At 71.7% G+C, this 21,943-nt stretch carries 15 protein-coding genes; 5 read left to right on the top strand and 10 right to left on the bottom strand.

The window, feature by feature from the left end; all coding sequences use genetic code 11:
- Positions 1–124: 124 nt before the first annotated feature.
- Positions 125–721 (bottom strand): M48 metallopeptidase family protein, encoded by a 597-nt coding sequence (locus ACZ49J_RS22665; RefSeq protein ID WP_467450946.1) that lies wholly within the window; start codon positions 719–721, stop codon positions 125–127.
- Positions 722–976: 255 nt separating this feature from the next.
- On the opposite strand from ACZ49J_RS22665, the gene ACZ49J_RS22660 reads away from it, so the two are divergent.
- The 3 genes from ACZ49J_RS22660 to ACZ49J_RS22650 all read left to right on the top strand — a co-directional run bounded on the left by ACZ49J_RS22660 (position 977) and on the right by ACZ49J_RS22650 (position 4,427).
- Positions 977–2,179: a TOMM precursor leader peptide-binding protein gene (locus ACZ49J_RS22660; RefSeq protein ID WP_467450947.1), complete on the top strand. Its 1,203-nt coding sequence runs from the start codon at positions 977–979 to the stop codon at positions 2,177–2,179.
- Positions 2,172–3,518 carry an ABC1 kinase family protein gene (locus ACZ49J_RS22655; protein ID WP_467450948.1) on the top strand — a complete coding sequence of 449 codons (1,347 nt, stop codon included), beginning with the start codon at positions 2,172–2,174 and terminating at the stop codon, positions 3,516–3,518. The genes ACZ49J_RS22660 and ACZ49J_RS22655 overlap by 8 nt, the downstream gene beginning before the upstream one ends.
- Before the next feature lie 72 nt (positions 3,519–3,590).
- On the top strand, positions 3,591–4,427 hold the full coding sequence (locus ACZ49J_RS22650; protein ID WP_467450949.1) for an alpha/beta fold hydrolase: 837 nt from the start codon (positions 3,591–3,593) through the stop codon (positions 4,425–4,427).
- 260 nt (positions 4,428–4,687) lie between these two features.
- Here the strand turns inward: ACZ49J_RS22650 and ACZ49J_RS22645 are convergent, their stop codons facing one another.
- The 4 genes from ACZ49J_RS22645 to ACZ49J_RS22630 form a co-directional block, all read right to left on the bottom strand.
- Entirely contained in the window at positions 4,688–5,011 is a 324-nt protein-coding gene (locus tag ACZ49J_RS22645) for a hypothetical protein (protein WP_467450950.1), read from the bottom strand.
- The gene (locus tag ACZ49J_RS22640) at positions 5,008–5,376 is read right to left on the bottom strand and encodes a WhiB family transcriptional regulator (RefSeq protein ID WP_361772473.1); all 369 of its coding nucleotides are present in this window, start codon (positions 5,374–5,376) and stop codon (positions 5,008–5,010) included. Before ACZ49J_RS22640 ends, ACZ49J_RS22645 begins: the two co-directional genes overlap by 4 nt.
- Positions 5,377–5,550: 174 nt before the next feature.
- A complete protein-coding gene (locus ACZ49J_RS22635) occupies positions 5,551–5,877 on the bottom strand; it encodes a hypothetical protein (protein ID WP_467450952.1) in 327 nt (108 codons plus the stop codon).
- 165 nt (positions 5,878–6,042) lie between these two features.
- Positions 6,043–8,328, bottom strand: coding sequence for an ATP-dependent DNA helicase UvrD2 (locus ACZ49J_RS22630; protein WP_467450953.1), 2,286 nt, complete (start codon positions 8,326–8,328; stop codon positions 6,043–6,045).
- Between the two features lie 128 nt (positions 8,329–8,456).
- Here ACZ49J_RS22630 and ACZ49J_RS22625 point away from each other — a divergent pair, with 128 nt between their 5' ends.
- Positions 8,457–8,699: a mycoredoxin gene (locus tag ACZ49J_RS22625; protein ID WP_003992805.1), complete on the top strand. Its 243-nt coding sequence runs from the start codon at positions 8,457–8,459 to the stop codon at positions 8,697–8,699.
- Between the two features lie 100 nt (positions 8,700–8,799).
- On the opposite strand, the gene nudC is transcribed toward ACZ49J_RS22625, so the two are convergent.
- The 5 genes from nudC to ACZ49J_RS22600 all read right to left on the bottom strand — a co-directional run bounded on the left by nudC (position 8,800) and on the right by ACZ49J_RS22600 (position 18,962).
- The gene (gene nudC, locus ACZ49J_RS22620; protein WP_467450954.1) at positions 8,800–9,747 is read right to left on the bottom strand and encodes an NAD(+) diphosphatase; all 948 of its coding nucleotides are present in this window, start codon (positions 9,745–9,747) and stop codon (positions 8,800–8,802) included.
- A 91-nt stretch (positions 9,748–9,838) separates the two neighbouring features.
- Complete coding sequence (locus tag ACZ49J_RS22615) at positions 9,839–11,251, bottom strand: dipeptidase (protein ID WP_467450956.1); 1,413 nt, start codon at positions 11,249–11,251, stop codon at positions 9,839–9,841.
- A gap of 10 nt (positions 11,252–11,261) precedes the next feature.
- The gene (locus ACZ49J_RS22610) at positions 11,262–14,846 is read right to left on the bottom strand and encodes a UvrD-helicase domain-containing protein (protein WP_467450957.1); all 3,585 of its coding nucleotides are present in this window, start codon (positions 14,844–14,846) and stop codon (positions 11,262–11,264) included.
- A 97-nt stretch (positions 14,847–14,943) separates the two neighbouring features.
- Positions 14,944–18,348 carry an ATP-dependent helicase gene (locus ACZ49J_RS22605; RefSeq protein ID WP_467450958.1) on the bottom strand — a complete coding sequence of 1,135 codons (3,405 nt, stop codon included), beginning with the start codon at positions 18,346–18,348 and terminating at the stop codon, positions 14,944–14,946.
- A 248-nt stretch (positions 18,349–18,596) separates the two neighbouring features.
- Entirely contained in the window at positions 18,597–18,962 is a 366-nt protein-coding gene (locus ACZ49J_RS22600; protein ID WP_467450959.1) for an MGMT family protein, read from the bottom strand.
- Positions 18,963–19,147: 185 nt separating this feature from the next.
- Here ACZ49J_RS22600 and ACZ49J_RS22595 point away from each other — a divergent pair, with 185 nt between their 5' ends.
- A complete protein-coding gene (locus ACZ49J_RS22595; protein WP_467450960.1) occupies positions 19,148–21,931 on the top strand; it encodes a lysylphosphatidylglycerol synthase transmembrane domain-containing protein in 2,784 nt (927 codons plus the stop codon).
- Positions 21,932–21,943: the final 12 nt, after the last annotated feature.

Genomic DNA, 21,943 nt, shown 5'->3' with positions numbered 1-21,943 from the left:
CAAAATCCGACATTGGACGATGCCGGTACAGACCCGGTACACAACGCCCGCTTACGGACCGCTTCCCGTACGGGCCCGCGCACGCGTGGTGGCCGGTTTTCGTCGCCGCCGACGCGTCAGTCGGTCACTCGTCGCCGCCGGTGGGCCGATGGGGCAGCCGCTCGGCCGCGACCACTCCTTCGAGATAGCCGCGGGCGCGCTCGGTCCGCGGATAGGCGTCCAGCAGCCGCCAGAAGCGGGGACCGTGGCCGGGCACGAGCAGGTGGGCGAGTTCGTGGACGAGCACGTAGTCGACGACATAATCGGGCATGCCCTGCAACCGGTGCGAAAGCCGGATACTGCCCTCGGACGGGGTGCACGAGCCCCAGCGCGTGTTCTGATTCGTGACCCAGCGGACCGACGCGGGCCGGGCACGGCCGTCGAAGTACTGCAGAGACAGGCGCTCCGCGCGCTCGGCCAGCTCCGTGTCACCGATGCGCCGCTTGCTCTCCTGCGCGGCGAGCTTGTCGAGCATGACGGTCACCCAGCGCTGCTCCTCCGCCTCGGACATGCGGGCGGGAATGAGCACGACGGTGCGATCGCCCTCGCGGTACGCGGAGACCGTTCTGCGCCGGCGCGCACTCCTGCGGACCTCGATCGCGCTCGCCCCCGAGCCGCTCGGCGGCTGGCTCGTCGTGCTGCGCTCTGGCTTTCCGGCACGGTGCAGTGGGTCGGCGGGCACGCCCCGACGTTACCCGCTGCACAGGCGGGAAGTCCCGACTCCGGAACGGTTCGCTGCCGATCGGCGCTCCCAGCGCTGGATTTGTACGACTGATACAGCGGCCTGTGGACAACTCCCGACGCGAAACGGTGGGACCCCGGCATCCTGACGTTCGTCGGCGAAGCGGACACCACCCGGCCAGGGCCGCGGTGTCCGCGCGGTCGCCGGCACACGGGGACACACCTGGCGACACATCCATGGCTACGGGGGCCGATCATGCATCCGATGGTGAAGCCCGCGCTGCGGCGCGGCTGGCGGGACCTCAACACCGTGCAGTTCGGGATGGCACCCGCGCACGCGATGGTGCTGGGCCCGATGGACCTGGCGACGGGAAGCTTCCTCGCCCTGCTGGACGGGACACGCGGCTTGCCCCTCCTGCGCGACGAAGGACGCCGGATGGGACTGCCCGACGGCCATGTCGACGGGCTGGTGGAGCGGCTCGCCCAGTCGGGCCTGCTGGACGACGCGACGGGAGGAGGCCCGGACGCGGACGCCCTGCGGCAGAAGGAGTCGGTCGTGGACCGTCTGCGCCCCGACCTCGCGGCGCTCTCCCTCGTCTCCCCCGAACCTGGCGGCGCGATGGGCCGCCTGGCCACCCGCCGCTCCCTGCGGGTGCAGGTGCGCGGTGCCGGCCGGGTGGGCGTGGCGCTGGCCGCGCTCCTGGCGGGCGCGGGCGTGGGCCGCGTCGACGTGCGCGATGTCGGGCGGGTGGAGCCATGGGACGTGGCGCCGGGCGGGCTGCCTGCCGACTCGATCGGCGAGCGCAGGGAGGAAGCGGCACGCCGGGCGGTACGCAAGGCCGCGCCGGAGCGCCTCCCCCGGGCCACCACGTCCGGAGACGATCCCGGCTTCTCCCTGGTGATCCTCGCCCCGCGCAACGGGGTCGACGTCCACGCGCCCGACCCGCTCGCCGCCGAGCCGCTCATCGCCTCGGGAACGCCGCACCTGTACGCGGGAGTCGTGGAAGGGACGGGTGTGGTCGGCCCGCTGGTCCTGCCCGGCGAGACGGGCTGCGCGGGCTGTCTGCATCAGGGACGGGCCGACCGCGACGCGTGCTGGCCGCGTCTCGTCGCACAGTGGCGCTCGGGCAGACAGCGCCAGACCGAGGCCTGTGACCTGGCGCTGGCCTCGACCGTGGCCGGACTGGCCGCGGGGCACGCGCTCGCCTTCCTGGACGGTCGGGTACCGTCCAGCGCGGGCGCACGCTGGGAGGTGTCCTCCCCGGGGCTCGACTGGCATTCCAGGCCGGTGTGGGCACATCCCGCATGCCCGTGCGCGGCCGCGGAGAAAGGTAAGGAGGAACACACCTCGGAGGACGGGGAGTCACACGAGACAATGGCGGGGCAACAGCGGTCAACGAGCTTGTCCCGCACACCACACGCAGCACGGCGGTCTGGGACTTGGAGGGCGCATGTCTGATCTTCCCCGGAAGGCGGTCACCCGTACCGCCAAGCTCGCCGCGCTCCCGCTCGGCTTCGCCGGGCGGGCGACCTGGGGGCTCGGCAAAAGGATCGGCGGGAAGTCGGCGGAGATCGTCGGCCGTGAACTGCAACAGCGCACGGCGGAGCAGCTGTTCAAGGTGCTCGGCGAGCTCAAGGGCGGCGCGATGAAGTTCGGGCAGGCCCTGTCCGTCTTCGAGTCGGCGCTGCCCGAGGAGATCGCGGGGCCCTACCGCGCGGCCCTGACGAAGCTCCAGGAAGCGGCACCCCCGATGCCCACGAGCACGGTGCACTCGGTGCTGCGGGAGCGGCTCGGCGAGGACTGGCAGGAGCTGTTCCTTCAGTTCGAGGACAAGCCCGCCGCCGCGGCCTCGATCGGCCAGGTGCACCGCGCGACCTGGCACGACGGCCGTGAGGTCGCGGTCAAGGTGCAGTACCCGGGCGCGGGCGAGGCCCTCCTGTCCGATCTGAGCCAGCTCAGCCGGTTCGCCCGTCTTCTGGGGCCGCTGATCCCGGGGATGGACATCAAGCCCCTGATCACGGAGCTGCGCGACCGCGTGTCCGAGGAACTCGACTACGGCCTGGAGGCCCAGGCCCAGGAGGCGCACGCAGCGGAGTTCGCCGACGACCCGGACGTCCTGGTTCCGGCCGTCGTCCACCAGTCCGAGCAGGTCCTGGTGACCGAGTGGATCGACGGCACACCGCTGTCGGAGGTGATAGCGGACGGCACCCAGGAGCAGCGCGACCGTGCCGGCCAGCTGCTCGCCCGGTTCCTCTTCTCGGGCCCCGCCCGCACCGGCCTGCTGCACGCGGACCCGCACCCGGGCAACTTCCGCCTGGTGCCGGACGAGAAGAGCGGCTGGCGTCTGGGCGTTCTCGACTTCGGCACGGTGGACCGCCTCCCTGAGGGCCTGCCCACACCGATCGGGGACTCCTTGCGGATGACGCTCGAGGGTGAGGCCGAGGCGGTGTACGAGCTCCTCTGCGCGGAGGGCTTCGTGAAGGAGACCGTGGAGCTGGACCCTGACGCCGTCCTCGACTACCTGCTGCCGATCATCGAACCTGCCCAGGTCGACGAGTTCACCTTCACCCGGGGCTGGATGCGCACTCAGGCGGCGCGCATAGCCGACCCGCGCTCCCCCGCTCACCAGCTGGGCAAGCAGCTCAACCTGCCCCCGTCATACCTGCTGATCCACCGGGTGACACTGAGCACCATCGGAGTGCTGTGCCAGCTGGGCGCCACCGTCCGGCTGCGGGACGAACTGGAGGAATGGCTGCCGGGATTCCTGCCGGAGCAACAGCAAGCCGCGGAGGCGTGAGGGGCTGCCCGCCACTGCGGCTCCCCGGAAACCTGGTTGCCGTAACCAAGTACCGCTGAGAGGGTCTTGGACATGCCTGCCTTCGCCGCACATGACGGGATCAAGCTCACATATCACATGTCAGGAGACGGCCCTCCTGTGGTCTGTCTGCCCGGGGGCATGCAGGCCTCCGAGTACCTCGGCGACCTCGGCGGGCTCTCCGCGCACCGGCAGTTGATCATGCTGGATCTTCGGGGCACAGGCGAGTCCGCGACACCGGAGGACACCGCCTCCTACCGCTGCGACCGCCTCGTCGAGGACGTGGAAGCCCTGCGTGAGCACCTGGGGCTGGAGACAATGGACCTGCTCGCGCACTCGGGCGGCGCGAACGTGGCCGCCCGGTACGTCGAACGCCACCCGCAGCACGTCGACAGGCTGGCGCTGATCACACCGAGCGTCATGGCGGTCGGCATCGCGATCAGCGGAGAGCTCCGGCGCGAGACCGCACTGCTCCGCCGGGACGAGCCGTGGTTCGACACGGCCTTCGCGGCCCTCGAAGCGATCACCGCGGGGGATGCGACCAACGACAACTGGCAGGCCATCGCGCCTTTCTCGTACGGCCGTTGGGACGAGAGGGCACAAGCGCACAAGGCTGCCGAGGAAGGGCAGCGGAACATGGACGCCTTCGCCGCTTCCAACGCACCGGGCGCCTTCGAGCCGGACGCCACCCGCGCGGCACTCGCACGGTTCGGCCCACCGGTGCTCCTGCTCGCCGGGGAGGTGGACCCGGCGGCCCCTCCGCGAGCGCTGACCGAGTTCACCGCGCTGTTCGCGAACGCCAGGCTCGTCGTCCAGTCAGGAGCCGGGCACTTCCCCTGGCTCGACGACGCCGACCGGTTCGTGTCGACCACCGCGGCGTTCCTGGGGTAGCCAACCGCCTCACCACCACGTGGTTCCTCGGCCGGGGTGCCGCACTGGGTGCGGACCAGGCGGGGAGTGTCCCGTGGTCTCCGGCCACTGTACGGAGCCGCTGTTGTCGCTGCCTCCGGGAAGAACCGGCATTCGGGGACGATACCGCCGTATCGGGCGGTCCCGTGGACACAGCGCACAGCGGGGGCCGGCCCGTCCGGACCGGCCCCCTCAGATTCTGCTTCTGGTCAGTGCCCGCGTGACTGCGTGCCTGTCGGCGGCTACTGCATCACGGCCATGGCGAGCGCGCGGCGAGCCCGCATCGAGGCGCGCTCGGCGCGGCGCTGCATCCGCTGGGCCACCACCAGGCGCATGGCCCGGCGTTCCTGCTCAGCCTCCTGCAGTCGGTCGCGCATATGCGCACGAGCCAGGGCTTCTGGGATGAGTTGCATCTCTCGGGTCCTGTTCTGACGCGAGTCCGTCGCGCCGGTGGTGGTGAAGTCTGGAATCGCGGAGCCTGTGGGCTCGTTGGTGGACGGCTTCATTGGGGCCTGCTTCTTGGGGTCGTGCGTGAGAGGGCGGTCGATCGTTCCCAGGGTGTTCATGCCGTGACCGGGTTCTTGCGCGGGCGGCCACGCGGCCGCTTGCGGGCCACAACGACACCCTGGACGAACAGCTCGCCACCCCAGACGCCCCAGGGCTCACGCCGCTCCTTCGCGCCGGCGAGGCAGGCCTCGATCAGCGGGCAGGTGCGGCAGAGGGACTTGGCGTACTCGACGTCCGCCGGCGACTCGGCGAAGAAGACCTCCGGGTCGTAGGAGCGGCAGGGGACGGGTACGCCGAGGTTCTCGATGGCGTCGTCGAGCGCGGTGAGCGGAGTGAGCGGGGTCAAGGTGGAGTCCTCCGTGAGGCCGGGCGGGGGGATCGTTTCGGAAGGCGGTACGGACGGGGCGTGCGCTTCGAGTTGCACGATTCGTCTTCCTCGTCTGGTCGTTCCGGCCGGTTGGCCGGGTGGCGGCTGGTACCGGGTTCTTTTCTTGTCCCGAGGCCCCTTCGCTCCGTCGTCCCCGGTCAGGGACAAACAGAAGGGCCGCGGATCCCGGATGGGGTTCCGCGGCCCTGAAGGCGCCGGCCTGATCGGCGATCAGGCTGGATCACTCCAGGGGTCTGGCCCACGGAAGGCCCACATCGTGTGGTGCTGCGTCGTCTGCTTCTGGGATCCGGCACCGGCGGCCGCCGCAAAGGCATAGGCCTGCGCCTGTGCCACTACTGCTGCTTCCAGTGCCTTGGTCGGTCGCTCATTGCGCTCACGGACGGGAAGGCCCGCGAGAGACAGGGAGGAGGCCGGACGGACGGCACGGATGCCGGACAGACCGGTGCCCCGGTTGGAGACGCCGAGCATGCACAGGGAGACGGCCGAGCGATCGGTCAGTTTGACGGTGCTGACGGTGCTGGTGTTGATGCTGATCACTGGACTCGCCTCCTCTCGGCGTCTAGAGGGATCGAGATGAACCCGATCCGACGGATATTAAGTACAGCACGGAACCGGTGCCTCGGAGAAGGCCGCCGTTCCCGTGCCTAAGAACCTATGGGGATCGCTGGGGCATGCGCAAACTATTTTTTCGACGAGTTGGAATCAGTCACCCTTGCCACCTGCCTCAACCTCCTGACCTGCACAGATGGCCAGAACATCGGCCCCGTAGCGCTGCAGCTTGCGCGCGATGACCCCCGGGATGCGCGCCAGTTCGGCCGGAGTGGTCGGTACCGCTTCTGTGATGGCCATCAGGGTCCGGTCGGTGAAGACACAGAAGTCCGGCTGGCCACTGCGTCGCGCCTGCACCGCCCGCCACTCCCGCAATCGCTCGTAGAGGGCCTCGTCCATGTCGGAGGGGCAGTCCTCACACCGCATCAGTTTCATCTCACCGGCGTCCCTCAGGGTGCGACCGCACACGCGGCAGCGGGCCGGGGTCCGGCTGGCGGGCCGTGGGGCCACTGCGGCCGTGCCGCCCGGGACACCGCGCTCGATACCACCGGCGCCTCCCCCGCCGGCCCTGGCCGCGGTGGCGGAGGACCCGGGGCGCAGACCGTCGAGGAACCGGCTCGGGCGGCGGTTCGGGCGCCCGCCGGGCGAGCGGGACAGGGACCAGGAGACAAGGAGGCGTTGCCGCGCCCGCGTGATGCCGACGTAGAGCAGACGCCTCTCCTCCTCGATCTGCTCGTCGGTCCTGGCGTAGGTGATCGGCATCATGCCCTCGGCGACTCCGACGAGGAAGACGACGTCCCACTCCAGGCCCTTGGCGGAGTGCAGCGAGGCGAGGGTGACGCCCTGCACCGTGGGCGCGTGCTGGGCGTTCGCCCGCTCGTCCAGCTCCGCGACGAGGTCGCCGAGGGTGGCATCGGGCTTGGCCGCGGCGAAGTCCTGCGCCAGGTTCACCAGCGCGGCCAGCGATTCCCAGCGCTCTCGGACGGCGCCGGAGCCCGCCGGAGGCTCGCTGGTCCAGCCCTCCCCCGACAGCACGGCCCGTACCTGTGAGGGCAGGTCGACGGTGTCGGCGAGAAGGGAGTCGTTGGCACCGAAGCGGGCCGCTCCGCGCAGGGCGACCCCAGCCTTGCGTACCTCGGGGCGGTCGAAGAACCGTTCAGCCCCGCGGAGCTGATAGGGCACCCCCGCGTCGGCGAGGGCCTGCTCGTAGGTCTCCGACTGGGCGTTCGTACGGAACAGGACGGCGATCTCACTGGCGGGAACACCGGAGGTGATGAGGTCGCGGATACGGCGGGCGGCGCCCTCGGCCTCGGCGGGCTCGTCGGCGTACTCGGTGTAGACGGGCTCGGGGCCGGGGTCGCGCTGGGAGATCAGTTCCAGGCGGTGCTCGGCGGCACGGCCCCGGGCCTGGGCGAGCAGGCCGTTGGCGAGGCGGACGACCTGGGGTGAGGAGCGGTAGTCGCGGACCAGCTTGACGACCGTGGCTCCGGGGTGGCGGATACGAAAGTCGAGCAAATGGTCCGGAGTTGCACCCGTGAACGAGTAGATGGTCTGGCTGGCGTCGCCGACGACACACAGGTCGTCCCGCTCGCCGAGCCACAGTTCCAGCAGGCGCTGCTGCAGCGGGCTGACGTCCTGGTACTCGTCGACGACGAAGTGCTGGTACTGGCGCCGGACCTGCTCGGCGATGTCGTGCCGGTCCTGGAGGACACCCACTGTGAGCAGCAAGACGTCCTCGAAGTCGATGACGGCGCGCTCACGCTTGAGGTCCTCGTACGCCGCGTAGATCTGGGCGATCTCGGCCGGGTCGCGTGGGGCCTCGCGGCCGTGCTTGGCCGCCATGGCGGCGTAGTCCGCGGGGACGGTCCGGGTGACCTTGGACCACTCGATCTCGGCGGCGGCATCACGCAGCTCGTTGCGATCGAGACGGATTCGGCAGGCGGCCGCGGCGTCGGCGACGATCTGGACCTTGCGGTCGATGAGCCTCGGCATGGAGCCGCCGACCGCCTTCGGCCAGAAGTACTGGAGCTGGCGGAGGGCGGCCGAGTGGAACGTCCTCGCCTGGACACCGGCGGCACCGAGCTGGCGCAGACGGCCGCGCATCTCACCTGCTGCCCGGTTGGTGAACGTGACGGCCAGCACACTGGACGGCTGCAGTATCCCGGCACGCACCCCGTAGGCGATGCGGTGGGTGATCGCCCGCGTCTTGCCCGTGCCGGCCCCCGCCAGCACGCACACCGGGCCGCGCAGGGCGGTCGCCACCTCGCGTTGCTCGGGGTCGAGCCCTTCGAGCACCGCGTCGGGAGTGTCCGGAACCTGCGGGAACAGGGTGGAGTGCGTTGCTGCTGTCACCCCGCCATGCTGCCAGGTCCCCGGTGACGGATGCGCGAGTTGTCCACAGGCCTGGCCCTGCGGTCGTACTAATGCGGCAGGCGCCACGGGATGCGCCTTGTGCCCCTGTCGCGCGGGCAGGACCGCGGAGGCGCCCGCGCAAGGGAATGACGGACCGGCCCCGCGCGTTCACCTCACAGCCTCTGATCCCCGAGCCGTGAAGGAGCGCCAGAGAGATGCTGGGCACTGTGACGATGTACAGCACCACGTGGTGCGGCTACTGCCGTCGGCTGAAGAGCCAGATGGACCGCGAGGGCATCGCGTACACCGAGATCAACATCGAGCAGGACCCGGAGTCCGCGGCGTTCGTGGAGAAGGCGAACGGCGGCAACCAGACGGTTCCGACCGTTCTGTTCCCCGACGGTTCCACGCTCACCAACCCCTCGCTGGCGCAGGTCAAGCAGAAGATCGGCGCGTAGCCGGGTCCTGGCTCGGTGTGTTGCCGGGTTCCCGATGTGGCAGTGAGAGAAGGCGGTCCCCGGATGTCTCAGGGACCGCCTTCATTTTGTTCCGCGGTTGTCAGGCGGCGCTGCCCGGCCTCGGCAGGGGCTTGCCGTACCAGAGTTCGATCAGGCGGGCCGCGATCGAGATGCCGTAGGGCGGCAGCACGTCTCCGGATTCGAAGGCGGCCCGGAGCTCCTCGCGGGAGAACCATCGGGCCTCGTGGATCTCGTCGCCGTCGACGGTGATGTCGGTGGACGTGGCGTGGGCCAGGAAGCCCAGCATGAGGCTGGAGGGGAACGGCCAGGGCTGGCTGGCGACGTACTCGACCTGGCCGACGGTGATGCCCGCTTCCTCGAACACCTCGCGTCGCACGGACTGCTCGATGGACTCCCCGGGCTCGACGAAGCCGGCGAGGGTGGAGAAGCGGCCCTCGGGCCAGTGCACCTGACGGCCCAGCAGGATCCGGTCCTCGTCGTCCGTGACCGCCATGATCACCGCAGGGTCGGTGCGCGGGTAGTGCTCGGCGCCGCAGGCCGGGCAGCGGCGGATGTGGCCGGCCGCCGCGATGACGGTGCGCTCGCCGCAGCGCGAGCAGAAGCGGTGGGTGCGCTGCCAGTTCTCCAGGCCGACCGCGTGCACCATCAGGCCGGCGTCGCGCGGAGACAGCAGCAGACCCGCCTCCCGCAGACCCGCCGGGCGTGCGGACTGGTCCATACGCCCCGGGAGCGCGTCCTTCTGGAGGGCGAAATAGGCCACACCGTCGCCGTCGATGCCCAGGAAGTAGCGGTGGGCCTCGGTGAGCGGGGCCTCGAAGGACGGGGTCATGACGAGTTCGGTGGTGCCGTCCTCCGTCTCGTCGATGAGGACCTGGCCGCCGGAGACCACGAAGCAGCGCGTCGTCGGATGGCTCCACGCCGCCGCGAGCCAGGCCTCGTCGAGGCGGTGGTGGGCGGCCCGGTCGATGCCGCTCGGGGCGGTGAGGGAGATGGGGCGGTCTGCTGTGTGGTCGGTCCAGGTGGTCACGGGTGCTTCCAACTCCCCCAGGGGAACGGTTGTTTCAGCGGGCGGTCAGGCAGGGTCTGCGGCGGACGGGTGCGCGGGCCTCGGGGCCTTCTCAGGGTGTCTCATGCCCGTTTCCGGCCAGGTCGCCCCACAGGTGGGCGGATGCTTCTACGCCTTTGAGGAGGAGGTCGAGTTCCACCTTCTCGTTGGGGGCGTGCCAGCCGTCCGAGGGGACGGAGATGCCCAGGAAGAGCACGTGTGCGCCGAGGACGTCCTGGAGGTCGGCCGCGGGACCGGAGCCGCCCTCACGCGTGAAGCGGACGGGCTGTTCGAAGGCGCGTTCCATGGCTCGTACGACGGACTGCAGGGCGGGGTGGTCCAGGGGGGTCAGACAGGGGCGGGTGGCCGGGCCGAAGGTGATCTCGCAGCGGATCCCGGCGGGCACCTGGTCGGCCGCCCACGCGCGGACGGCCTTCTCGATGTGGTGCGGGTCCTGGCCCGCGACCAGCCGGAAGGACAGCTTCACCAGGGCCGAGGACGGGATGATCGTCTTGCTGCCGGGGCCCTGGTAGCCGCCGTCGATGCCGTTGACCTCGGCGGTGGGGCGGGCCCAGACGCGCTCCAGAGTGGTGTACCCGGTCTCGCCGTGGGTGGCCTTGGACCTGGCCGTGCGCAGCCAGCGCTCTTCGTCGAAGGGGAGTTCCGCGAAGAGATCCCGCTCGCGGTCGGTGAGGTCGACGACTCCGTCGTAGAAGCCGGGGATCGCCACGCGCGCGTGCTCGTCGTGCAGGGCGGCGATCAGGCGGGCTGCGGCGGTGGCCGGGTTGGGCACGGCGCCGCCGAAGGCCCCGGAGTGGATGTCCTGGTCGGGCCCGTGGAGCTCGATCTCGCACTCGGCGAGGCCGCGCATGCCGGTGCACACGGTGGGGGTGTCCTCATCCCACATGCTGGTGTCGGAGACGATGACGGCGTCGGCGGCGAGCCGCTCGGCGTCCTCCTCGACGAGGGCGCGGAAGTGCGGTGAGCCGGACTCCTCCTCGCCCTCGACCAGCATCTTCAGGTGGACGGCCGGCGTGGTGCGGCCGGTGGCGGCGAGGTGGGCGCGGACGCCGAGTGTGTGGAAGAACACCTGGCCCTTGTCGTCGGCGGCCCCGCGCGCGTGGAGGCGGTTTCCGCGGATCACCGGATCGAAGGGGTCCGTGTCCCAGCCGTCCGTGCGGGCGGCCGGCTGCACGTCGTGGTGGCCGTAGACGAGGACCGTGGGGGCTTCGGGGTCGTCGGAGGGCCATTCGGCGAAGACGGCCGGCGCTCCGGGCGTCTCCCAGACCTCGGCGGTGGGGAAGCCGGTCTCCTTGAGTTTTGCGGCGAGCCAGTCGGCGCTGCGCCGCACGTCAGCGGTGTGCTCGGGCTGGGCGGACACCGAGGGGATGCGCAGCCATTCCACGAGGTCGTCGAGGAAGGCGGCGCGGTGGTTCTGGATGTACGTACGGACGGCGCTGACGGCACTGTCAACGGGCTGGCTCATGCTGATGAGCCTATCGGCCCGTGCCGACATGCTCGTCCGGCGGTTCGTCCGGTGCCTGCCCGCCCGGGTCCGCGCCGGGCTCCTGGCCGGGTTCTTCGAGGAGCAGGCGCTGCAGTGCGGCCCGGTCGGGCAGGGCGGCCGGGCGTACGACCTCGCCGGTGCGCACGTACAGGAACGCGGCCTTGACGGACTCCAGGGGCACGCCCTGCTGCTCGGCCCAGGCCAGGCGGTAGAGCGCGAGCTGGAGGGGATCGGCGGTGCGGCTTCGGCTTGTCTTCCAGTCGACGATCTCGTACGTGGTGCCGTCGCCCTCCGCGTCGGCGTCCTCGCCCTCCCTGTAGACGGCGTCGATGCGGCCGCGGATGACGCGTCCGGCGATCATGAGCTGGAAGGGAGCCTCGACGCGGTAGGGCGTCCGGTGCGCGTACGGCGTGCGCTCGAAGGCGTCCTTGAGTGCCTCCAGATCGCGTTCGTCGGCGATCTCGGCCTCGCTGCCGGGCAGGTCGTCGGGTTCCAGCATGGGCAGCCGCAGTTCTTCGAAACGGGCCTCGACCCAGGCGTGGAAGCGGGTACCGCGGCGCGCGGCCGGCTGTGGGGGGCGCGGCATGGGTCTTGCGAGCTCCTGGGCGAAGCCGTCCGGGTCGGCTGCCAGGCGCAGCAGCTGGGAGGCGGTGAGCGACGCGGGCAGGGGGACGTCGGTGACACCCTGGCGGGCGCGCAGCAGCTCTCCGGTGAGGGCGTCCAGGTCGCGGTCCCAGGAGGCGATGGTGCGTGCCTCCTCCGGTGTGAGGGGCGCCGAGTCCTCCGGGGGTTCGTCCGGGCGGGGAAGGGGGGCTTCCGGGGCCGACGCCTGGCGCGGAACCATGGGGCGGGCCTTCGTCCAGGAGTCCCAGTCCGCGTCCTCCTCGGGGAGGTTCTCCTCCTCGAACGAGGGTTCGCCCGGGAATTCCCCGTCGTCGTAGAGGGCTTCCCCGTCGTCGTACAGAGCTTCCCCGTCCTCGTGCAGGGCTTCCTCGTCAGGCGGAGGCGGCCAGTCCGGGTCGTCGTAGGTGTCCGGGTCGTGGGTGACCGCGGGACGGGTGGCCACGGGGGAGGCAGCCCTCTCCAGGTGGGCCAGTACGGTCTCCGCGGCCGCGCGGCGGCGGGCGAGGGCCGCCTCGTCCAGCGGGAGCGGCCACGCGTGGTCCGCGGCCGCCTCACGCAACGCGGGGTTCTCCTCGTCCTCCTCGGGTTCGTCGGCCCAGGCCTCGATCTCGCCGTACCCGGCGGCGCAGTGCTCGTACAGGGCGAGGAGGAAGTCGGACGGCCCGCGCGGGCGCTTCTGGGACGGGCCCCACCAGTGGCCGGAGCCTAGGAGCAGGGAGCGGGGTCGGGTGAACGTGACGTAGCCGAGGCGGAGTTCCTCGGTGTGCTGGTGGTCCTTCATGGCCTCGTGGAAGGCCTTCATGCCGCGGGAGTCCCAGGCCTCGATGTCGGGCAGTGTCTCGGCGTCGCCCCGCAATTCGTGCGGGAGGACCTTGCTCTGGGCGGTCCACTTCTCGCGGCCCCGGTCGCTGGGGAAGGTCCCGGTGACGAGGCCGGGGACCGCCACGACGTCCCACTCCAGGCCCTTCGACTTGTGCGCGGTGAGAACCTTGACGGTGTTCTCGCCGCCCGGGAGGGCGTTGTCGAGACCTTTCTCGTACTGGGCCGCGGTGCGCAGGAAACCCAGGAAGGCCAGCAGGGTGGCCTCCGACTCGTTGGCGGCGAAGGACGCGGCGATGTCGAGGAAGTTGGACAGCGTCTCGCGGCGGCGGGCGGCCAGGGCGTGCGGGGACGCGGAGAGCTCGACCTCCAGGCCGGTGACGGCGAGCACCCGGTGCAGGACGTCCATCAGAGGGTCGGCGAGCGAGCGGCGCAGGTCGCGCAGTTCGGCGGCGAGGCGGGCGAACCGTACGCGCGCGTCCGGCGAGAAGGGCAGCCCGTCGTCCTCCCGGTCGGCCTCGAAGGGCAGTTCCAGGAAGGTGTCGAGCGCGTCCGCGAGGGAGATCACCTCGGCCGGGTCGACGCCCTCCACGGCCGCGGCGAGCCGCCTGTCGGGGTCGTCGTCGGCGCCCACGCGCGCGTGGGACACCAGAAGCCGGGCCCGCCGCCCCAGGAGGGCGAGGTCGCGCGGGCCGATGCGCCAGCGCGGGCCGGTGAGAAGGCGCACCAGGGAGGCGTTGGCGCCGGGGTCCTGGAGGACTTCGCACACGGCGACGAGATCGGCCACCTCGGGGAGGTGCAGCAGCCCGGACAGGCCCACCACCTCCACGGGGATGTCGCGGGTGACGAGGGCGCCCTGGATCTGCGCGAAGTCGGTTGCCGTGCGGCACAGGACCGCGATCTCGCCGGGCTCCTTTCCGGTGCGTACGAGGTGGGCGATCGAGTCGGCGATCCAGTCGACCTCCTCGGCGTGGGTGCGCAGGAGGGCGCAGCGGACCATGCCGTCGCGCTCTGCGCCGGGGGCGGGGCGGAGGGCCTCCACGCCCGCGTGCATGGCGCGCAGGGGCTCCGCGAGGCCGTTGGCGAGGTCGAGGAGACGGCCGCCGCTGCGGCGGTTCTCGCTGAGGGCCTGACGGGTCGCGGGGCGGTCGTCGGCGTGTGCGAAGTGCTCGGGGAAGTCGTCGAGGTTGGCCACGGAGGCGCCGCGCCAGCCGTAGATGGCCTGGCAGGGGTCGCCCACGGCGGTCACGGGGTGGCCGGTGCCGTCGCCGAACAACCCGGCGAGCAGGACGCGTTGCGCGACAGAGGTGTCCTGGTACTCGTCGAGCAGCACCACCCGGAACTCGTCGCGCAGGACGCGGCCCACTTCGGGGAGCCTGGCGAGCTGGGCCGACAGGGCGATCTGGTCGCCGAAGTCGAGGAGGTCGCGCTCGCGCTTGGCCGCCCGGTAACGCCCCACCAGTTCGGTGAGTTCGCGACGGGCGGCGGCCGTCTCGGGGACCTTGCGGAGGTCGGCGTTGGTGAGTTTGGCGCCCTCCAGGGTCCTGAGCAGCTCGGTGTCGTAGGCACGCAGGTCCTCGGGGCGTACGAGGTGCTCGGCGAGTTCGGAGTCGAGGGCCAGGAGGTCGCTGACGAGGTCCGGGAAGGAGCGGGTGAGCGCCGGGTAGGGGCCGGGGGCCTCGCGGAGTACGCGCGCGGCGAGTTGGTAGCGGGTGGCGTCGGCGAGGAGACGGGAGGTGGGTTCCAGCCCGATGCGCAGGCCGTGGTCGGTCAGCAGGCGGCCCGCGAAGGCGTGGTACGTGGAGATGACGGGCTCGCCCGGCGGGTTGTCGGGGTCGATGACGTCCGGGTCGGTGACGCCGGCCTTGACGAGTGCCTTCCGTACGCGCTCGGCGAGTTCACCGGCAGCCTTGTTGGTGAACGTCAGGCCCAGTACCTGCTCGGGGGCGACCTGTCCGGTGCCCACGAGCCACACCACGCGCGCGGCCATCACCGTGGTCTTGCCGGACCCGGCTCCGGCCACGATCACCTGCGGGGCGGGCGGCGCGGTGATGCAGGCCGTCTGCTCCGGGGTGAAGGGGATCCCGAGGAGCTCCTTGAGCTGCTCGGGATCGGTGATACGGGCGGACACCCAAGAGAGGCTAGCGGTGCCCACTGACAACGGGTCCCGGCTCGTCCCGGGGCGGAGGGAAACGCCGGCCGGCCCGCATGGTGCTGTGTGACAGGCGTCACTCGACGACGTGACGCCCCTCCGGCCTGGCGCTGCACGACGCCCGGAACGAGCAGTGGGCGCAGTGCTGTCCCGTGGTCGGTGAGAACCGCTCGTCGAGGACCTTGCCCGCCGCGTTGGCCAGCAACTCGCCGACCCACTCCCCCGCGAGGGGCTGCTGGGCCTGCACCTTCGGTACGGCATCGCCGCCGTCCTTCTTGGCCGCCCCCTGACGCAGCTGTACGAGCTCGGCGCCGCCCGGTTCGGGACGTACGCCGTCGAAGGCCTCGTCGACGGCGCCCTCGCGGACGGCGAGCTGGTAGACGGCGAGCTGGGGGTGGCGCGCCACCTCGGCGGCAGTGGGCGACTGTTTGCCGGTCTTGAAGTCGACGACATAGGCGCGGCCGTCGCCGTCCGTCTCGACGCGGTCCATGGAGCCGCGGATGCGTACCTCGTAGTCGCCCGCCTCCAGGGTGACGTCGAAGTCGTGCTCGCTGGCCACCGGAGTGCGTCCGGTGCGGTCCATGACGTGCCATGCCAGGAAGCGTTCGAGCGCCACGCGCGCGTGCTCTTTCTCCTGGGCCGACTTCCAGGGCGCGTCGAAGGCGAGCGCGTTCCACACGGAGTCGAGGCGCTCCATGAGGACGGCGAGGTCGGCGGGGGTGCGGCCGGAGGCGACCTCGTCGGCGAGGACGTGGACGACGTTGCCGAAGCCCTGGGCCGTTGTCGCGGGCGCGTCGGCCTTCACCTCGCGGCCCAGGAACCACTGCAGGGCGCAGGTGTTGGCGAGCTGGTCGAGGGCGCTGCCGGAGAGCACGACGGGCTGGTCGCGGTTCCTGAGCGGGACCTTGCTCTCCGTGGGTTCGAACATGCCCCACCAGCGGTACGGGTGCGCGGAGGGCACCAGGGGGCGGCCGTCCTCGTCGCCGAGCGCGGCGAGCCGGGCCAGGCGGCGGGCGGCGGCCTCCCTGAGGGCGTCCGACGCGCGCGGGTCCACGGTCGTGGCGCGCAGCTCGGCGACGAGTGCGGCGACGGACAGCGGGCGGCGGGGGCGGCCGGTGACGTCCTTGGGCTCGACGCCGAGTTCGGTGAGGAACCTGGAGGGCTGGTCCCCGTCGTCGGCGGGGGCCTTCACCGCGGTGACCACGAGGCGTTCACGCGCGCGCGTGGCGGCCACGTAGAACAGGCGCCGCTCCTCCGCCAGGAGCGCGCCCGGAGTGAGGGGTTCGGCGAGTCCGTCGCGTCCGATGCGGTCGGCCTCCAGGAGCGAACCGCGGCGGCGCAGGTCCGGCCACAGTCCCTCCTGGACGCCCGCCACGACCACCAGGCGCCACTGAAGGCCCTTGGAGCGGTGCGCTGTCATCAGGCGGACCGCGTCGGGGCGTACGGCCCTCCTGGTGAGCGTGTCGGCGGCGATGTCCTCGGCCTCGATCTCCTCGAGGAAGTTCAGGGCGCCGCGCCCGCCGGTGCGCTGCTCCGCGCGCGCCGCGGTCGCGAACAGCGCGCACACGGCGTCCAGGTCGCGGTCCGCGTTGCGCCCGGCCGCGCCGCCGCGCCGGGCGGCCCACTCCAGCCGCCTGGGCCACGGGGTGCCGTCCCACAGCTCCCAGAGCGCCTCCTCGGCCGTGCCGCCGTCGGCGAGGCGCCTGCGGGCCCGGCGCAGCAGTTCGCCGAGCCGCTGGGCGCCTCGCGCGTACGTCGGGTCGTGCGCGACCAGGCGCTCCGGCTCGGCCAGCGCCCGCGCCAACAGGTCGTCCGAGGGCGGGGGCAGGGCGTTGCCCGCGGCCCGTTCCTCCTCGCGCAGGGCGCGGCCGAGGCGCCGCAGGTCGGCCGTGTCCATGCCCGCGAGGGGGGAGGCGAGGAGGTCGAGGGCCGTTTCGGTGTCGAGCCAGGGGGCCCGAGGCCCGGAGTCCTCGGGGCCTTCGTGCTCGCCGGGCCGTTCGGAGTCCTCAGGGCCTGCGTGCTCGCCAGGCCGTTCGAGTTCCGCTGGCCCTCGGTGCTCCTCGGAGGTCGTCTCACCGCTCTGGCCCGCTTCCGCGCGCGCCACCGCACGCAGCGCTGTCAGCAGGGGTGCCACGGCCGGTTCGTGCCGCAGCGGGAGGTCGTCTCCGTCGATCTCCAGGGGTACGCCCGCGGCGGTGAGCGCCCGCCTGACCGACGGGATCATGCGGGAGCCCGCCCGCACGAGGACCGCCATGTCGCTCCACGGGACACCGTCCTCCAGGTGGGCCCGGCGCAGGATGTCCGCGATGTTGTCCAGCTCGGTCCCCGGGGTCGGGTACGTGTACACCTCCACGCGCCCCCCGTCCGTCACCGGCTTCAGCTCGCGGTGGGCCCGTACCTTCTCGGCGGGGAGGCGGGTCAGCGGCATGCGCTGGGTGAGCAGGCGCGTGGCGGTGAGCAGGGCGGCGCCCGAGCGGCGGGAGGTCCTGAGGACCTCCACCGGGGCCGGACGGCCGTCCGCGCGCGGGAAGGCGACCGGGAAGTCCAGGATGCCGTTCACGTCGGCGCCCCGGAACGCGTAGATCGACTGGTCGGGGTCCCCGAAGGCGACGAGTGTGCGGCCGGCGCCCGCGAGTGCGTCGAGCAGCCGTACCTGTGCGGGGTCGGTGTCCTGGTACTCGTCCACGTAGACGGCGTCGTACTGCGCCGCGAGGCGCTCGGCGACTTCGGGGCGCCGGGCCAGGAGCACGGCGCGGTGGACCAGTTCGGCGTAGTCGAGGACGCCCTGCAGGTCGAGGACGTCGAGGTACTCGGCGAGGAAGGCGGAGGCCGCGAGCCAGTCCGGGCGGCCCGTGCGGGCGGCGAAGTGCCGCAGGTCGGCGGGGCCCAGTCCCAGCTCGCGGCTGCGGGCCAGCACCGCACGGACCTCGTCGGCGAAGCCGCGTGTGGTCAGGCAGGCGCGCAGTTCGTCCGGCCAGCGGACGTGCGCCAGACCGAGGCGCTCCAGGTCGGGCTGGCCGGCGAGCAGTTCACGGACGGCCACGTCCTGTTCGGGACCGGAGAGCAGCCGCAGGGGCTCGACGAACAGGTCGGTGTCCTGATGGGCGCGGACCAGGGCGTAGCAGAAGGAGTGGAACGTCGTCGCCTGGGGCGCGTGCGCGGCCCCGATGCACAGGGCCATGCGGTCGCGCAGTTCCACCGCCGCCTTGCGGCTGAACGTCAGGACGAGCACCCTCTCGGGGTCCGTGCCGCGTGCGATACGGGCCGCCACGGACTCGACGAGCGTGGTGGTCTTGCCGGTGCCCGGACCTGCGAGAACGAGCAGTGGACCGGTGCCGTGGTCAACCACGGCGCGCTGGCCTGCGTCAAGACGAGGGGGATCCACCCTGTCCGGCGGGGTACGCACCAGCCGGTAGGCGCCACGGCTCCCCTGCCGCGCCCTGGGGTGCGGCAGGTGTGTGGTGGAGGAAGAGGAGCTCACGTGGTTCGCCGGTCCTGGAGGTCGTACTCGGGTTGTGCGTGGAGGGCGGTGGCAGCGGGGTGAGAGGGGCACGCGACATTGACGCTACGCCGACGCACGGCGCGGAAGCGGGGCTTCCTCTTGTTCCCTCCCGGCCCGCGTGGCACACGCGTCCCTCACCTCACGAACGTACGCCATGCCACGGACATGCCCCGCTTGCCCCGTGCGAGCCACAGGGCACCACCCGGCCCGCTCGATGCCGGAAGGTGTCAGGTGTGATCCTGCGCGCGTTCGCCGCCGTCCCATCGCGCCCGCTTCATATCGACTCGCGGCATGTGTCCCTCGGAGGCACGGCTCGCCTCGCGCAGCGGTGTGCCCTCGGCGCGGTAGCGCCCCAAGGCATCGAGTTCGTGGCCCGGGAGAAGTACGCCGTCCGCGCGTATGACCCGCCACCACGCGACCGCGCCCCCGTAGAGGGCCATCACGCGTCCCACCTGGCGCGGGCCGCCCTCTTCCAGCCACTCGGCGACATCGCCGTACGTCATGACGCGCCCGGGCGGGATCATTTCGGCGACCTCAAGGACCCGCTCCGCGTACTCCGGCAAGGCGTCCACCGGAAGGCTTTCCTCGCTCATCCGCCCCATCCTGCCCGACCCCACCGACAATGGGACGTGGTGGCAGCCGCGCGTATCGCTCGCCCTCGCGGCACGCTTCGGGCAGACTGTGCGCCCCCGTGTCGCACCCTGATGCCCGCGCGTGTCGACGGGGCATGCCACCATCGTGCGGGCGGTGACCGGTGATACGAGACCAAGAAGAGACGATGAGGCAGCAGAGCGTGCACCCAGAAGACGCTGCGGGCACCTCTGACGCGTCGTCGCGTCCGGACACCTCCGGCGAGGACAGGACGACCGGCACGTCACCCGCCCGTGAGACGACCGGAGAATCACCCTCCCGCAAGGCACACGAGGACGAGAAGCCGCAGGTGGAGTCGAACGCGGAGGGTTCGGACGAGGCGTACGTCGACGAACTGGAGGGCGACGAACCGCTGCTCCCCGCGCGCGTGCACCGCCCCTCCGACCTCATGAGGCTCTCGGTGGGCCTGCTCGGGATCGTGGTGCTGCTGGCCATCGCCGCGTTCGCGCACGGCACCACGTCCGGGCTCGAACAGGACATCAACAAGGGCACCGGACAGGCACCCGATCTACTGATCAAGATCGCGGGTCTGGCGTCGAGCATCGCGATCCTCCTGGTGCCGGTCGCCTTCGCGATCGAGCGGCTGATCAAACGCGACGGCCTGCGCATCGCCGACGGCGTGCTCGCGGCGGTCCTCGCGCACGGAGTGACCCTCGCCACCGACCTCTGGGTCGCCAGAGCGGCCCCGGACTCGATCCAGGAGGCGCTCACCCAGCCCTCGCCCGGCGACATCACCGCCCTCACGGACCCGGTGCACGGCTACCTCGCACCCGTCATCGCGTACATGACCGCTGTCGGCATGTCCCGCAGACCGCGGTGGCGCGCGGTGCTGTGGATCGTGCTGCTGCTCGACGCCTTCTCGATGCTGGTCACCGGCTATACGACACCGTTCTCGATCATCCTGACGGTGCTGATCGGCTGGACCGTGGCCTACGGGACGCTGTACGCGGTGGGCTCGCCGAACGTGCGCCCCACCGGGCGGACCCTGATGGCCGGGCTGCGGCGCGTCGGCTTCAAGCCCGTGAGCGCGAGCCGTGAGGAGGTCCCGGACACCGCCGAGAGCGGCGACCGGGGCCGCAGGTACTTCGTGACGCTGGAGGACGGCCGGCCGCTGGACGTCACGGTGGTCGACCGGGAGCAGCAGGCTCAGGGCTTCTTCTACCGCGCCTGGCGCAACCTCACGCTGCGCGGCCTCGCCACCCGCCGCAGCCTCCAGTCCCTGCGCCAGGCCCTGGAACAGGAGGCCCTGCTCGCCTACGCGGCCATCGCGGCGGGTGCCAACGCCCCGAAGCTGATCGCGACCTCGGAACTCGGCCCCGACGCCGTGATGCTCGTCTACGAGCACACCGGCGGGCGCACCCTCGACTCCCTGGAGGACGAGGAGATCACCGACGAGCTGCTGCACGACACCTGGGACCAGGTGAAGGCGCTGCAGTCGCGGCGCATCGCGCACCGCAGGCTGGTGGGTGACGCGATCCTGGTGGATCGTTCCGGCACGGTGATCCTCACCGATCTGCGCGTCGGCGAGATCGCGGCTGGTGACCTGCTGCTGCGCATGGACGTGTCCCAGCTGCTCACGACGCTCGGCCTGCGGGTGGGCGCCGAGCGCGCGGTGGGCTCCGCGGTGAGCGTGCTCGGCCCCGACGCGGTGGCCGACTGTCTGCCACTGCTGCAGCCCATCGCGCTGTCGCGCTCCACACGCGCGACACTGCGCAGGCTGGCGCGGGAGCGCGCGGAGCGAGAGCGTGAGGCGGTCCTGGAGGCGTCGCAGCACGCCAAGCAGGCCCGACTGGAGGAGTCCGAGGAGCCCGCCCCCGGGAAGCCCGCCAAGAAGACCGTACGCGCCGAGCAGCGGGCCGAGAAGCGCGCGATCGACGAAGCCATCGAGGAGGCGCGCGAGGAGGACCTGCTCACCCAGATCCGCCATCAGGTCCTGCTGATCAGGCCGCAGGCCCCGGTCGAACCGGCCCGGCTGGAGCGCATCAGGCCGCGCACGCTGATCAGCTTCATCGCCGGCGCGATCGGCGGGTACTTCCTGCTGTCGCAGCTCGCCCACATCGAGTTCGGGCCGCTCATCCAGAACGCCGAGTGGGGCTGGGTCGCCGCGGCCGTCGCGTTCTCCGCGCTGAGCTATGTCGCGGCGGCCATGAGCCTGCTGGGCTTCGTACCCGAGCGCGTGCCGTTCCTGCGGACCATCGCGGCGCAGGTCGCCGGATCGTTCGTGAAGATCGTGGCGCCCGCCGCGGTGGGCGGGGTCGCCCTCAACGCGCGGTTCCTGCAGCGCTCGGGGGTGCGACCAGGGCTCGCGGTGGCGAGCGTCGGCGCGTCGCAACTGTTCGGGCTCGGCTGTCACATCCTGATGCTGCTGTCCTTCGGCTATCTGACGGGTACCGAGAAGACTCCCTCCCTGTCACCGTCCCGTACGGTCATCGCGGGCCTGCTGACGGTCGCGGTCCTCGTGCTGGTGGTCACGTCGGTGCCGTTCCTGCGCAAGTTCGTCGTCACGCGTGTGAGGTCGCTGTTCGCGGGCGTCGTACCGCGCATGCTCGACGTGCTGCAGCGCCCGCAGAAGCTGATCACGGGCATCGGCGGCATGCTGCTGCTCACGGCGTGCTTCGTGATGTGCCTGGACGCGTCGATCCGGGCGTTCGGCAGCGAGGACATGCCCTCCTTGAGCATCGCCAGCGTCGCGGTCGTCTTCCTCGCCGGCAACGCGCTCGGCTCCGCGGCGCCGACCCCCGGTGGTGTGGGCGCGGTCGAGGCCACCCTCACCGTCGGTCTGATCGCGGTCGGGCTCCCCAAGGAGGTCGCGGCGCCGGCCGTGCTCCTGTACAGGCTGCTCACGCTGTGGCTGCCCGTGCTGCCGGGCTGGCTGGCGTTCAACCATCTGACACGCAAGGGCGCACTGTAGGCAGACGTACGA

Source organism: Streptomyces sp. NPDC030840, from assembly GCF_055572015.1.
The sequence above is the reverse complement of the archived record's forward strand: the minus strand, read 5'-3'. Positions and strand labels throughout refer to the sequence as shown.

What these genes read in the sequence shown, in the direction of transcription:
- ACZ49J_RS22660 (WP_467450947.1), top strand. Translation starts at nt 977, where the DNA reads ATGCATCCGATGGTGAAGCCCGCGCTGCGGCGCGGCTGGCGGGACCTC.
- ACZ49J_RS22655 (WP_467450948.1), top strand. Translation starts at nt 2,172, where the DNA reads ATGTCTGATCTTCCCCGGAAGGCGGTCACCCGTACCGCCAAGCTCGCC.
- ACZ49J_RS22650 (WP_467450949.1), top strand. Translation starts at nt 3,591, where the DNA reads ATGCCTGCCTTCGCCGCACATGACGGGATCAAGCTCACATATCACATG.
- ACZ49J_RS22645 (WP_467450950.1), bottom strand. Translation starts at nt 5,011, where the DNA reads ATGAACACCCTGGGAACGATCGACCGCCCTCTCACGCACGACCCCAAG.
- ACZ49J_RS22625 (WP_003992805.1), top strand. Translation starts at nt 8,457, where the DNA reads ATGCTGGGCACTGTGACGATGTACAGCACCACGTGGTGCGGCTACTGC.
- ACZ49J_RS22615 (WP_467450956.1), bottom strand. Translation starts at nt 11,251, where the DNA reads ATGAGCCAGCCCGTTGACAGTGCCGTCAGCGCCGTCCGTACGTACATC.
- ACZ49J_RS22600 (WP_467450959.1), bottom strand. Translation starts at nt 18,962, where the DNA reads ATGAGCGAGGAAAGCCTTCCGGTGGACGCCTTGCCGGAGTACGCGGAG.
- ACZ49J_RS22595 (WP_467450960.1), top strand. Translation starts at nt 19,148, where the DNA reads ATGAGGCAGCAGAGCGTGCACCCAGAAGACGCTGCGGGCACCTCTGAC.